The organism is Streptomyces sp. NPDC058955 (genome assembly GCF_042741435.1).
Taxonomy (GTDB): domain Bacteria; phylum Actinomycetota; class Actinomycetes; order Streptomycetales; family Streptomycetaceae; genus Streptomyces.
Map to the genome: position 1 here is coordinate 55,775 of NZ_JBHYKM010000007.1, position 12,484 is coordinate 68,258.

The following is a 12,484-nucleotide window of genomic DNA, read 5'->3' on the forward strand; positions in this document are numbered from 1 at the left end:
CCCGGGGGCGGGGTCGCCCTCGCCCCCCCCCCCCGGGGGGGGGGGGGCGCCGGGGGCGGGCGGGCCGTCACCCCCCCCGCGCGCGACGGTGTTTTGGGGGCGGGGGGCCCCCCCGTTGTGTGGGGGAAGCACCTGAGCGATCTACAACGACGGGGGCATCGCTCAGGCACTGCGGGGGGTGGCGGTGATGGTCTCCGGCTCGATCAGCTGGTGGTCCCGCTGGTCGAGATTGACGAAGATCATGCCGTACCTGACGGCACAGCGGATGGGTTGCGGGGCGCCGCGCGGGCGTCGGAGGCACCGGTAGGCCCGGACGTCCTCGTCCTGTTCCCGTGCGACGACCACAGGTTCTCCGAACAGGGTGACCTTCAGCGAGTCGCCACGGTGGGGGATGGCCGTGACGAGATCGACGAAGTGCCAACCGGACCGGTAGGCCGAAGCCATCTCCCTGCGGAAGACCCGGTCGTCCGGAGGGACGGTCATGCCCCGGCCTGCCAGATCGGGTCCTGCGCGGGAGCGCTCTCCCAGATCGGGTCCTGCACGGGAGCGACCTGCCAGATCGGGTCCTGCACCGGCGCGCTCAGCCAGATCGGGTCCTGCGCGGGAGCGCTCTCCCAGATCGGGTCCTGCACGGGAGCGACCTGCCAGATCGGGTCCTGCACCGGCGCGCTCAGCCAGATCGGGTCCTGCGCGGGAGCGCTCTCCCAGATCGGGTCTCGTCCGGCGCTCTGCCAGATCGGATCAGCGGCGACGGCGGAGGGCGCAGAGTGCTCGATCTGGCCGACGGTGCCCACAGCAGCTGCCACGACAAAGGCAAGAGTAAGTACCGAGCGAACCATTCTCTTTGACATGGGCGGCTTCGACCTCACTTGATTGCTTTATTCCCCCGCGATCAAGACAATGACCGACTCTGCGCACTTCCACTACCGGCTACGGGCATCATGTTCCTGAAGTGCAGGAGTATGGGGGGTGCCCAAATGCAGACACATCGCGATGAAACCGCACATTCGCACGGCCCTCAGGAACTGTGCGGAGAGGGGGCCCGCCTCTACGCGAGCGCCCTGCGTACGGGCCGAATAGCCCGGTCGGAGGTGCGGCACGCCCCATGCCTGATCGACCTCGCCCTGCTGCACCCCGATCCGGACGACGCGGACTGGCTCCGCCCCGTCCCCCCGACCGCCGTCCTGGCCCAGCTCCTGCTGCCGCTGGAACAGGAGATCCAGGACCGCCGCCGGCAGACCGTCGAACTGAGCGCGGCGTTCGAGCCGTTCATGGAGATCACCGCACAGGATCCGCCCGCCACGCACGCCATCACCGTGCTGGAGGGCTACAGCCGGATCGACGCGTCCCTCAGCCGGGCCACGGCCGACTGCTCGCAGGAACTGCTGACCCTGCAACCGGGCGGCGAACGTTCACCCGGCATCCTGAGCCAGGCCCTGACCCGTGTGCGCCCCCTCCTGGACCGGGGCGTCCGCGTCCGCACGCTGTATCAGCACACCGCCCGCCACAGCCAGGGAATCCAGGCGTACCTGGAGCAGGCCGGGCCGGGTGGCATGGAGATCCGCACCCTCGAACAGCTGATCGACCGCCTGATCATCATCGACCGGAAGATCGCCTACATACCCGCGGGGCATGACGGCCAGGTCGCCCTGAAACTGCGCCACCCCGGCCTCGTCTCGTATCTGACCAGCGTGTTCGAGCAGTTCTGGCACAGCGCTCTCCCGCTCGGCGAACACCTACCGACGGACCGCACGCCCGAAGGCGTCACTGGCGTCCAGCGCTCCATCGCGCAGCTGCTCGTCGAGGGACACGTGGACGAGGCGATCGCCCGCCGCCTCGGCATGAACGTCCGGACCTGCCGCGGCCACATCGCCAGACTCGCCACCACCCTCGGCAGCAACAGTCGCACTCAACTCGGCTTCCTCATCGCGCAGTCGGGAATCCTGGAGCAGGTCCACGGCGCGCCGGAAGGAAGTTAGGGGCTTTCCGGTCCCGGCCCTGGGAGCCGGGGAGGCGAGTCGAGGCCCGCCCGCGCGATGCGCACCCCCAACTCCACTCTGCTCGAACTACCCAATGTCTCAGCCAACTTGGCGATGTGTGCCCGACAGGTCCGCACGTTGATGCCCAGCCGTTCCGCGACTTCCGCGTCCGTGTGGCCTTCGGCGAGAAGCGCCGCGATCACCCGCTCCCGGCGCGTGAAGCCATCCGCGCCGCTGACCGCCGGCAGCGTGTCCCGAAGCGGTACGGCCACCCTCCACATGCGCTCGAAGACGCCGTGCAGGTAGTCGATCACCGCCGCATTGCGTATTTCCAGAGCCAGTTCACGGTCGGGAGAGGCCGGTATGAAGGCGACCGTACGGTCGAACATCACCAGGCGCTCGGGCACCTCGTCGAGGGTCCGCACCTCCACGAGGGCGCCGACCTGCTCCAGGTAGGCCAGGATTCCTTGACCGTGGCGGGCGACATGCGTGTAGAGGCTGCGCATCCGGACGCCTCGTTCTGCCATGCCCAGGGCGAGGGGAAGGGCCCTCTCCAGGACCGACGACGGACGTATTCCGCCGGGCTGGAAGCCCACGTGCTCCGAGACGCACCGGGCGGCCCCCTCCGCGATCGCCGCCTCGATGCGCCGCTTGCCCTCCAGGACCCGGATCACCCCGGCCGGCGGCACCTCCCGCGTCTCGAATCCGGCGAAGCGTTCCGCGACCCCGCCCACGGCGCTCATGCGCTTCCGCACGTCCTCGAGAGCGCCGGAGAGTTCGCGCAGCGACCGCGACAACGCCGAGCCCGGCAGCGTCGGAACGTACTCGTCAAGACGGTCCGGGTCCGGGTGCAGCAACCCCAGGGACACCAGACACATGGCCTCCCGCGTGTCCGACCGGGCGATCCGCCCGTCCCTGAGCGCCTTCGCGTAGGCACGCTCGCCGCCCTCGCACAGTTCCTCGACGCCGTGCTCGTGCCCTTCCTCCTCGCCCGGCGCGCCCTGGCCCATCTCCGTTCCCCCGCTCTTCCGGCAATCCGACAATCCTCCCCGGCTCGCCTTGCGAGCCGCAAGGGCAACGCCGCCCGGGCAGAATCCATCCCGGGCGGAAAGAACGCCCTTCTGAAGAGAGCTCAGGGGGAAACACCAAGAGGCCCCCGCCCGGCGGTCTCGGGTTCCAACGGTCCTCGCGGACCCGCGAGGTGCGGGAGTCGCGAGGACCCCTGGAACCCGGAGGTCCGGGAAGGGGCTCTCTCGTGTACGGGACGGTCGCTCAGCCCGTCGGCTTCTTGGGGCGCCAGACCACCAGCGCGCTCGCCTGCTGGACGTCCTGGTAGGGGACCAGGTCGCGCCGGTAGGAGGCGTGCACCTGGGCCTCGCGCTGCCGCATCGCGGCGGCCGCGCCCTCGACGGCCGTGGAGAGCTCGGCGACCCGCGCCTGGAGCGCCGCGACCTGGTTCTCCAGCTCGATGATGCGCTTGATCCCGGCCAGGTTGATGCCCTCGTCCTGCGACAACTGCTGCACCTGGCGGAGCAGTTCGATGTCGCGGGCCGAGTAGCGGCGGCCCCGGCCGGCCGTGCGGTCCGGGGAGACCAGACCCAGGCGGTCGTACTGCCGCAGGGTCTGCGGGTGCAGACCGGACAGCTGGGCCGCCACCGAGATGACGTACACCGGGGTCTCGTCGGTCAGTTCGTACGGATTGCGCCGTCTTCCTTCCACCGCGTCACGCTCCCTTCGCCGCCTGGAACAGCTCCGCCCTGGGGTCCGTGTCGGCGGTCGCCGTACGGTACTGCTCCAGGGCCTCGCGGGCCTTGTCGTCCAGCTCCTTCGGCACCGCGACCTCCACCGTCACCAGCAGATCGCCGCGCGTGCCGTCCTTGCGGACCGCGCCCTTGCCGCGGGCGCGCATGGTCCGGCCGTTCGGGGTGCCGGCGGGCAGCTTCAGCGTGACCGCCGGGCCGCCGAGGGTCGGCACCTTGATCTCGCCGCCGAGCGCCGCCTCCGTGTAGGAGATCGGCACCGTGACGGTGAGGTTGTCGTCCTTGCGGCCGAAGACCGGGTGGGCGTCGACGTGCACGACGACGAACAGGTCGCCGTTCGGCCCGCCGCGCTCGCCCGGGGCGCCCTTGCCGCGCAGCCGGATCTTCTGGCCGTCGGAGACGCCCGCCGGGATCCGGACCTGCATGGTCCGCGAGGACTTGGCCCGCCCGGAGCCCTTGCAGACCTCGCAGGGGTTCTCGGCGATCAGGCCGCGGCCCTTGCAGTCCACGCACGGGTCGGTGAGCGAGAAGCCGCCGCCGCTGCCGCGCGAGACCTGGCCGGTGCCGACGCAGGTCGGGCACACCCGGGGGGTGCCGTTCTTGTCACCGGTGCCGGAACAGGCCGTGCACGGCTGCTGGCTGGACATCCGCAGGGGCACGGTGGCGCCCTCGATGGCCTCGGTGAAGCTGAGGGTCACCTCGGACTCGATGTCCTGGCCGCGGCGGGGCTGGGTGCGGGCACCCGCGCCGCCGCCGCGGTTGAACAGTCCGCCGAAGACGTCCCCGATGCCGCCACCGCCGAAGCCGCCGGCGCCGCCCTGGGCGCCGCCGAAGAGGTCGCCCAGGTCGAAGTTGAACGACCCGCCGCCGGGACCGCCGGCCCGGAAGCCGCCGTTCCCGAAGAGGGCGCGCGCCTCGTCGTACTCCTTGCGCTTCTTGGGGTCACCGAGGACGTCGTTCGCCTCGGAGATCTCCTTGAAGCGCTCCTCCGCCTTGGTGTCGCCCTTGTTGGCGTCCGGATGGTTCTCGCGGGCGAGCTTCCGGTACGCCTTCTTGATCTCGGCGTCGGTGGCGTCCTTGGGGACGCCGAGGACCTTGTAGTAGTCCTTCTCGACGAAGTCCTTCGTGTTCATCGACGTCCCTCCTCCCGCACGCGGGTACGGCTGTTACTCGCTGTCCTGCTCGGACGTGCCGGTCTTGTCGGTGTCGTCCGACTCCTCGGCCTTGCCCTGCGCCCCGGGCTGGGGCTCGGCGACGGCCACGCGGGCGGGCCGGATGGTCCGCTCGCCGATCCGGTACCCCGGCTGCAGGATCGCGACGCAGGTCGTCTCGGTGACGTCCGGCGCGTACGAGTGCATCAGGGCCTCGTGGATGGTCGGGTCGAAGGGCTCGCCCTCCTTGCCGAACTGCTGCAGACCCATCTTGGCGACGACGGTCTCCAGCGATTCGGCGACCGACTTGAAGCCGCCCACGAGCTCGCCGTGGTCCCGGGCCCGGCCGACGTCGTCGAGGACGGGCAGGAGCTCGGACAGGAGGCTCGCGACGGCGATCTCCTTGACCGTGACCCGGTCCCGCTCCACGCGGCGGCGGTAGTTCTGGTACTCGGCCTGGAGCCGCTGGAGGTCCGCGGTGCGCTCGGTGAGCGCGGCACGGGCCTGGTCCAGCTGGGCGGTGAGGCCGGCGTCGGCCGCCGGCGCACTGTTCGCGTCCCCGGCCGGGGCCGCCGTGTCCTCGGTGGACTCGGCGGCCTCGGCGGCGTCGCCGGAGGGGACGTCGGGCTTCTCCTCGAAGCCCGGGGTCTCCTCGCTCACGCCTGGCCGTCCTTCTTGGGCTCGTCGTCGACGATCTCGGCGTCGACGACATCGTCGTCGGCCTTCGCCTGGCCGGCGTCCGCGCCACCCGCGGCCTGGGCCGCCTGGGCGTCGGCGTACATCGCCTGGCCGAGCTTCTGGGAGACGGCCGCGACCTTCTCGGTGGCGGTGCGGATCTCCGCGGCGTCCTCGCCCTTGAGCTTCTCGCGCAGCTCGACGAGGGCGGCCTCGACCTCGGCCTTCACGTCGCCCGGGACCTTGTCCTCGTTGTCCTTGAGGAACTTCTCGGTCTGGTAGAGCAGGTTCTCGCCCTGGTTGCGGGACTCGGCGGCCTCGCGGCGGCGGTGGTCCTCGTCCGCGTACTGCTCGGCCTCCTGGCGCATCCGGTCGACCTCGTCCTTCGGCAGCGAGGAGCCGCCGGTGACGGTCATCTTCTGCTCCTTGCCCGTGCCCAGGTCCTTCGCGGTCACGTGCATGATGCCGTTGGCGTCGATGTCGAAGGCGACCTCGATCTGCGGGACGCCGCGCGGGGCCGGCGGGAGGCCGGTCAGCTCGAACATGCCGAGCTTCTTGTTGTACGCCGCGATCTCGCGCTCGCCCTGGTAGACCTGGATCTGCACGGACGGCTGGTTGTCCTCGGCCGTCGTGAAGATCTCGGACCGCTTGGTCGGGATCGTGGTGTTGCGCTCGATGAGCTTGGTCATGATGCCGCCCTTGGTCTCGATGCCGAGGGACAGCGGGGTGACGTCGAGGAGCAGGACGTCCTTGACCTCGCCCTTGAGGACACCGGCCTGCAGGGCGGCGCCGATGGCGACGACCTCGTCCGGGTTCACGCCCTTGTTGGCCTCGTTGCCACCGGTCAGCTCCTTGACGAGCTCGGCGACGGCCGGCATGCGGGTCGAGCCGCCGACCAGGACCACGTGGTCGATCTCGGAGAGGGCGATGCCCGCGTCCTTGATGACGTTGTGGAACGGGACCTTGCAGCGCTCCAGGAGGTCCGCGGTGAGCTGCTGGAACTGAGCGCGGGTGAGCTTCTCGTCCAGGTGCAGCGGGCCCTCGGCGGAGGCCGTGATGTAGGGCAGGTTGATGGAGGTCTCGGTCGAGGAGGAGAGCTCGATCTTCGCCTTCTCGGCCGCCTCGCGCAGACGCTGGAGCGCCATCTTGTCGGCGGAGAGGTCGACGCCGTGACCGTTCTTGAACTGGGTCACCAGGTAGTCGACGACGCGCTGGTCCCAGTCGTCACCACCGAGGTGGTTGTCACCGTTGGTGGCCTTCACCTCGACGACGCCGTCGCCGATCTCCAGGAGGGACACGTCGAAGGTGCCGCCACCGAGGTCGAAGACGAGGATCGTCTGGTCGTCCTTGTCGAGGCCGTAGGCCAGGGCGGCCGCGGTCGGCTCGTTGACGATGCGCAGGACGTTGAGGCCCGCGATCTCACCGGCCTCCTTGGTGGCCTGGCGCTCGGAGTCGTTGAAGTACGCCGGGACGGTGATGACCGCGTCGACGACCTTCTCGCCCAGGTACGCCTCGGCGTCGCGCTTCAGCTTCTGCAGGATGAAGGCGCTCATCTGCTGCGGGTTGAAGCTCTTGCCGTCGATCTCGATCTTCCAGTCGGTGCCCATGTGGCGCTTGACCGACCGGATGGTCCTGTCGACGTTGGTGACGGCCTGGCGCTTGGCCACCTCGCCGACGAGCACCTCGCCGTTCTTCGCGAAGGCGACGACGGACGGCGTGGTCCTGGCGCCCTCCGCGTTCGTGATGACGGTGGGCTCGCCGCCTTCCAGAACGCTGACGACGGAGTTAGTCGTGCCCAGGTCGATGCCGACCGCACGTGCCATTTCGATTCCTCCAGCTGACTGACTTGAGTGGAACTGACTCAAGGATGCATGACGGAACGCGGGGCGTCAACAGACTTGAGTCGATGCCGCTCAACTCTTCGCCGGTTCTGTCGCTCAAAGAGACGCACGGGGCGCGTCGGTGCCTGACGCGGACGGCGGGAAGTGGCAGAGTCCTGATGCCCTTTGCCGGGCAAAGCAGGCATATCCCACGAACATCCCATGATCTCAGCCGGAGGGGTCCGGGGCATGACGGCGAACCATCGCAGTGTCGACCTCAAGCACGGCACCGACCTCGGCCGCGGCTTCCCCGGCTCCGGCGCCGGCCGCGGCTTCGACCTGAGGCGGGCCTTCGACCTCAAGCGGGCCTTCGACCTCGTGGCGGGTACGGCGCTGCTGCTCGCCCTCTCCCCCGTCCTCGGCGCGGCCGCGCTGCTGCTCACCCTCGCCCAGGAGGGTCCCGCCCTGCGCCGCCGCACGGTGGCCGGGCTGGGCGGGCGCCCCTTCACGATGCTGACCCTCCGCACCCGGAGCCCGCTGGCCGCGCTGCCGCTGCTGCTGCACGTCGTCCGGGGCCAGATGTCGCTCGTCGGCCCCTGTCCGCTCTCCCCCACCCACCGGGAGTGCTCCGGCGAGACCCGGCGCCGGCTCTCCGTACGCCCCGGGATGACCGGACCGTGGCAGGTCAGCGACCGGTCCGACCTGCCGTGGGAGGAGCGCGAGCTGCTCGACCTCCACTATGTGGACCACCACTGGCTCGGCATGGACCTGGCCGTTCTGGCGCGTACGCTTCCAGCAGTCCGCCGACGTCGCCTCCGGCGCGCCTCCGCCCGTCCGGCAAGGCTTGCCTGAGCGACACAGATCACCGCGAGGCCCGCTACAAGTGGGGCGCTCCGACCGGTAATCTCAGCACGGACTAGATAAGTTACCGCTTAGTAGGCTCAGGGCGAGAGAAGAGGCGAGCGCAGGCCGCCCCCGCCGCGCCCCAGGCCCGCCCGAGGAGCCCGTCATGCAACTCGCCGCGATCATCGTGTCGCTGACGCTGACCGTGGTCGGCGTTGCCCTGCTCGCTCGCGCCATCGGCCAGTTCGTCCGTTACTTCAAGCTGGGCCAGCCGGTCCCGGCCGGCACCCGCACGGACAACCCCTACCAGCGCAGCGTCACGCTGGTCCGGGAGTTCCTGGGCCACACCCGGATGAACCGCTGGGGCATCGTGGGCTTCGCCCACTGGTTCGTCGCCATCGGCTTCCTGACCCTGCCGCCGACCCTCGCACAGGCGTTCGGCCAGCTCTTCCAGGCCGACTGGACCCTGCCGATCATCGGCGGCTTCCTGCCGTTCGAGCTCTACATCGAGTTCATCGGCGTCATGACGATCCTCGGCATCGCCGTGCTGATCGTCATCCGCCTGCTGAGCCTCCCGGGCCGCGCCGGCCGCAAGTCCCGCTTCGCCGGCTCCAAGGCGGGCCAGGCGTACTTCGTCGAGTACGTGATCCTCACCATCGGCCTCGCGATCTACGTGCTGCGCGGCCTGGAGGGCGCGATCCACCACGTCGAGCACTACGAGGCCGCGTACTTCGCCTCGTACCCGCTCGTCCTGGCCTTCAAGGGCCTCTCCCTCCCCACCCTCCAGACGCTCATCTACTTCACCGCCATGGTGAAGATCAGCACCTCGTTCATCTGGATGATCGTGGTCTCGCTGAACACCAACATGGGCGTCGCCTGGCACCGCTTCCTCGGCTTCCCGAACATCTGGTTCAAGCGCAACGCCACCGGCGAGACCGCCCTCGGCGCGCTCCAGCCGATGACGACCGGCGGCAAGCCGATCGACTTCGAGGACCCGGGCGAGGACGACGTCTACGGCGTCTCCCAGGTCGAGCAGTTCTCCTGGAAGGGCCTCCTCGACTTCTCCACCTGCACCGAGTGCGGCCGCTGCCAGTCGCAGTGCCCCGCCTGGAACACCGGCAAGCCCCTCTCCCCCAAGCTCCTCATCATGTCGCTGCGCGACCACGCGCATGCCAAGGCGCCGTACCTCCTCGCCGGCGGCGGCAAGGACATGGAGGGCAACGAGAAGGCGACCGAGGAGCAGCTCAAGGACGTCCCCGCCGCGGCCCTCGCCGAGGCCGAGCGTCCGCTGATCGGCACCGCCGAGGAGAACGGCGTCATCGACCCGGACGTCCTGTGGTCCTGCACCACCTGCGGCGCCTGCGTCGAGCAGTGCCCGGTCGACATCGAGCACATCGACCACATCGTCGACATGCGCCGCTACCAGGTCATGATCGAGTCCGCCTTCCCGTCGGAGGCCGGCACGATGCTGAAGAACCTGGAGAAGAAGGGCAACCCCTGGGGCCTCGCCAAGAAGCAGCGCGTCGAGTGGACCAAGGAGGTCGACTTCGAGGTCCCGATCGTCGGCAAGGACATCGAGGACCTGTCCGAGGTCGACTACCTCTACTGGGTCGGCTGCGCCGGCGCCCTGGAGGACCGCGCCAAGAAGACCACCAAGGCGTTCGCCGAGCTCCTGCACATCGCGGGCGTCAAGTTCGCGATCATGGGCGGCGAGGAGAAGTGCACCGGTGACTCCCCGCGCCGCCTGGGCAACGAGCCGCTGTTCCAGCAGCTCGGCCAGGAGAACGTCGCCATGCTGAACATGGCGTTCGGCGAGGACGACGAGGACGAGTCGACGAAGAAGCCGAAGTCGGCCAAGAAGATCGTCTCCACCTGCCCGCACTGCTTCAACACCATCGCCAACGAGTACCCGCAGCTCGGCGGCGAGTACGAGGTCATCCACCACACCCAGCTGCTCCAGCACCTCATCGACGAGGGCAAGCTGATCCCGGTGACCCCGGTCGACGGCCTCATCACCTACCACGACCCGTGCTACCTGGGCCGGCACAACAAGGTCTACACGCCGCCGCGCGAGATCATGTCCGCCGTCCCGGGCCTGCGCCAGCAGGAGATGCACCGCCACAAGGAGCGCGGCTTCTGCTGCGGCGCCGGCGGCGCGCGGATGTGGATGGAGGAGCGGATCGGCAAGCGCATCAACACCGAGCGCGTCGACGAGGCCCTGTCCCTCAACCCGGACATCGTCTCCACCGCCTGCCCCTTCTGCCTCGTCATGCTCACGGACTCCGTGAACGGCAAGAAGAACGACGGCAAGGCCAAGGAGAGCCTCCAGGTCGTGGACGTGGCCCAGCTGCTCCTCGACTCGGTGAAGACCCCGGTCGACCCCGAGCCGGAGCCGGCCGAGGAGCCGGAGCCCGAGCCGGCCTCCTGACGCCAGGAACGACGGAAGGGCCCGCCCCGCGTGAGCGTGGGGCGGGCCCTTCCGTCATGAGCGCGCCAGGCGGGCGCCGGACGGGCGTCGGGCGCGCGTCAGGCGTGGTGCCGCGCGACGAGCGTGCCGTGGAAGTCGTAGGTCCAGCTCTTGCCGCCGGGGACGGAGAGCTTCACGTAGGGCCGCCCGTCCTTGCCGGCGAAGAAGGTGGCGGTGTGCCCGTCGGGCAGCTTCACGACCTTGGTGAGGTTCCTGGGCGCGTGCTTCGGGGCCGGCTTGGGCTTCGGAGCGGGCTTGGGCGTGGGCTTCGGAGCAGGCTTCGGAGCGGGGTCCTTGTCCAGCCAGGAGGAGACGGTGCCGTCGGGCCGCAGCACGACGTGGAGCCCGTTGTTCTCCCCGTACGCGGGCTGGCCGTCGGCGCTCGTGAGCGTGTCGATCAGCCGCCCGCCCCCGTAGACGTCCGCCGAGAAGCGCCCCGGACCGTCCTGGTAGACCTTGGCCAGCGAGCCGTCGGCGAGGTCGACGTTCCGCCAGAGCACGGCCTGGTCGCTCGCGGCCGGGGCGGCGGTGTCGGCGGGGTCCTCCGTCGCGAAGGCGGCGGCCGCGGGGAGGAGGAGGGCGGCGGAGGCACCGGTGGCGACGGCGGCGGTGCGGAGGACACGGGCACGGCGGTTGAGGCGCATGGAGGGCTCCAGAGGGTTTCGCTGCTGACCCCACCGAAGCTACGGGCCGGACATTGAGGCGATACGTCCGTTTTGTAACAGCCACCCGGCGCCCGCCCGACGGCCCCGTCACGACCCCGGGACCCCTAGGGGATGTCACAGGTCAGCCGCAAAGGAGCGGGCCCGCCGCGGAAGCGGGTACGTTCAATGACGTGGCTGGATTCAGGAACGGACGCGGCCGGGACAACCGCCCCCCGCAGCAACAGCATCGACCGCAGCAGGCGCCGTACGGGTACAACGCGCCCCCGCAGGGGTACCCGCCGCAGCAGCAGTGGCAGCAACAGCCACCGCAGCAGCAGCAGCCGTACGGGGAGCCCGAGTACTTCGGCGACCCGCACGCGCAGCACCACCACGCGGCGGCGGCGAACAACCCGGGCCACACCCAGATGTTCAGCGTCGACGACCCCTACGGCCAGCAGGGCGCCTACCAGGCGCCCCCGGCCCCCGTCGGCCCCCGCCTGCCCTGGAAGGCCCTCCTGAGCGGCATCGTGCTGCGTCCGGCGGACACCTTCCTCCAGATGCGCGACCACGCGGTCTGGGGCCCGGCGCTGATCGTCACCTTCCTCTACGGCCTGCTGGCGATCTTCGGCTTCGACCAGGCCCGCGAGGAGGTGCTGAACGCGACGATCTCCAGCACGATCCCGTACGTCCTGATGACGGGCGTGGGCTTCGTCCTCGCCGGCCTGATCCTGGGCGCGGTCACCCACACCCTCGCCCGCCAGCTGGGCGGCGACGGCGCCTGGCAGCCCACGGTCGGCCTCTCCATGCTGATCATGTCGCTCACCGACGCCCCCCGCCTCCTCTTCGCCCTCTTCCTGGGCGGCGAGAACGGCCTGGTCCAGATCCTCGGCTGGCTGACCTGGGGCGCGGCCGGCGCCCTCTTCACCCTCATGGTCAGCCGCTCCCACGACCTCCCCTGGCCCAAGGCCCTGGGCGCCTCGGCGATCCAGCTGGTGGCCCTGCTGAGCCTGATCAAGCTGGGCACGCTCTAGCTGGGCACGCTCCAGGACGGACGCGGGGGTGGCCCCCCCCGGGGGGCCGGGGGGGGGGGGCCGCGGGGCGGGGGGGGGGCGGGGGGGCGGGGCACGGCGCCGCGGGGGGGCCCC

At 70.3% G+C, this 12,484-nt stretch carries 12 protein-coding genes; 4 read left to right on the plus strand and 8 right to left on the minus strand.

Going from position 1 to position 12,484, the window contains the following annotated elements; translation table 11 throughout:
* Nucleotides 1-162: 162 nt before the first annotated feature.
* Both ACFW1I_RS05230 and ACFW1I_RS05235 read right to left on the minus strand, forming a co-directional pair.
* A complete protein-coding gene (locus ACFW1I_RS05230) occupies nt 163-483 on the minus strand; it encodes a hypothetical protein (protein WP_031008718.1) in 321 nt (106 codons plus the stop codon).
* A complete protein-coding gene (locus tag ACFW1I_RS05235; RefSeq protein WP_384666211.1) occupies nt 480-806 on the minus strand; it encodes a hypothetical protein in 327 nt (108 codons plus the stop codon). The genes ACFW1I_RS05230 and ACFW1I_RS05235 overlap by 4 nt, the downstream gene beginning before the upstream one ends.
* Nucleotides 807-977: 171 nt before the next feature.
* Between ACFW1I_RS05235 and ACFW1I_RS05240 the strand changes: the two genes are divergently transcribed.
* A complete protein-coding gene (locus tag ACFW1I_RS05240) occupies nt 978-1,979 on the plus strand; it encodes a helix-turn-helix transcriptional regulator (RefSeq protein ID WP_384666213.1) in 1,002 nt (333 codons plus the stop codon).
* Here the strand turns inward: ACFW1I_RS05240 and ACFW1I_RS05245 are convergent.
* The 5 genes from ACFW1I_RS05245 to dnaK form a co-directional block, all read right to left on the minus strand.
* Nucleotides 1,976-2,989, minus strand: a complete 1,014-nt coding sequence (locus ACFW1I_RS05245; RefSeq protein ID WP_384666214.1) for a LuxR C-terminal-related transcriptional regulator — start codon at nt 2,987-2,989, stop codon at nt 1,976-1,978. The genes ACFW1I_RS05240 and ACFW1I_RS05245 overlap by 4 nt on opposite strands.
* A gap of 262 nt (nt 2,990-3,251) precedes the next feature.
* Nucleotides 3,252-3,698, minus strand: a complete 447-nt coding sequence (locus ACFW1I_RS05250) for a heat shock protein transcriptional repressor HspR (RefSeq protein WP_384666216.1) — start codon at nt 3,696-3,698, stop codon at nt 3,252-3,254.
* 4 nt (nt 3,699-3,702) lie between these two features.
* Nucleotides 3,703-4,872 carry a molecular chaperone DnaJ gene (gene dnaJ, locus ACFW1I_RS05255; protein WP_384666218.1) on the minus strand — a complete coding sequence of 390 codons (1,170 nt, stop codon included), beginning with the start codon at nt 4,870-4,872 and terminating at the stop codon, nt 3,703-3,705.
* 33 nt (nt 4,873-4,905) lie between these two features.
* Nucleotides 4,906-5,550 (minus strand): nucleotide exchange factor GrpE, encoded by a 645-nt coding sequence (gene grpE / locus ACFW1I_RS05260; RefSeq protein WP_384666220.1) that lies wholly within the window; start codon nt 5,548-5,550, stop codon nt 4,906-4,908.
* On the minus strand, nt 5,547-7,388 hold the full coding sequence (gene dnaK, locus ACFW1I_RS05265; RefSeq protein ID WP_384666222.1) for a molecular chaperone DnaK: 1,842 nt from the start codon (nt 7,386-7,388) through the stop codon (nt 5,547-5,549). Before dnaK ends, grpE begins: the two co-directional genes overlap by 4 nt.
* Before the next feature lie 246 nt (nt 7,389-7,634).
* On the opposite strand from dnaK, the gene ACFW1I_RS05270 reads away from it, so the two are divergent.
* Together ACFW1I_RS05270 and ACFW1I_RS05275 are read left to right on the plus strand one after the other, a co-directional pair.
* The gene (locus ACFW1I_RS05270) at nt 7,635-8,237 is read left to right on the plus strand and encodes a sugar transferase (RefSeq protein ID WP_384666224.1); all 603 of its coding nucleotides are present in this window, start codon (nt 7,635-7,637) and stop codon (nt 8,235-8,237) included.
* Nucleotides 8,238-8,394: 157 nt separating this feature from the next.
* Entirely contained in the window at nt 8,395-10,656 is a 2,262-nt protein-coding gene (locus tag ACFW1I_RS05275) for a heterodisulfide reductase-related iron-sulfur binding cluster (RefSeq protein ID WP_384666226.1), read from the plus strand.
* Between the two features lie 98 nt (nt 10,657-10,754).
* Here the strand turns inward: ACFW1I_RS05275 and ACFW1I_RS05280 are convergent, their stop codons facing one another.
* A complete protein-coding gene (locus tag ACFW1I_RS05280; RefSeq protein ID WP_384666228.1) occupies nt 10,755-11,339 on the minus strand; it encodes a hypothetical protein in 585 nt (194 codons plus the stop codon).
* 191 nt (nt 11,340-11,530) lie between these two features.
* Here ACFW1I_RS05280 and ACFW1I_RS05285 point away from each other — a divergent pair, with 191 nt between their 5' ends.
* Nucleotides 11,531-12,370, plus strand: a complete 840-nt coding sequence (locus ACFW1I_RS05285; RefSeq protein ID WP_384666229.1) for a Yip1 family protein — start codon at nt 11,531-11,533, stop codon at nt 12,368-12,370.
* Nucleotides 12,371-12,484: the final 114 nt, after the last annotated feature.

Bases quoted from the DNA above. Each gene is read 5' to 3' on its own strand.
- ACFW1I_RS05230 (WP_031008718.1), bottom strand. From the start codon at position 483: ATGACCGTCCCTCCGGACGACCGGGTCTTCCGCAGGGAGATGGCTTCG.
- ACFW1I_RS05240 (WP_384666213.1), top strand. From the start codon at position 978: ATGCAGACACATCGCGATGAAACCGCACATTCGCACGGCCCTCAGGAA.
- ACFW1I_RS05245 (WP_384666214.1), bottom strand. From the start codon at position 2,989: ATGGGCCAGGGCGCGCCGGGCGAGGAGGAAGGGCACGAGCACGGCGTC.
- dnaJ (WP_384666218.1), bottom strand. From the start codon at position 4,872: ATGAACACGAAGGACTTCGTCGAGAAGGACTACTACAAGGTCCTCGGC.
- dnaK (WP_384666222.1), bottom strand. From the start codon at position 7,388: ATGGCACGTGCGGTCGGCATCGACCTGGGCACGACTAACTCCGTCGTC.
- ACFW1I_RS05270 (WP_384666224.1), top strand. From the start codon at position 7,635: ATGACGGCGAACCATCGCAGTGTCGACCTCAAGCACGGCACCGACCTC.
- ACFW1I_RS05275 (WP_384666226.1), top strand. From the start codon at position 8,395: ATGCAACTCGCCGCGATCATCGTGTCGCTGACGCTGACCGTGGTCGGC.
- ACFW1I_RS05280 (WP_384666228.1), bottom strand. From the start codon at position 11,339: ATGCGCCTCAACCGCCGTGCCCGTGTCCTCCGCACCGCCGCCGTCGCC.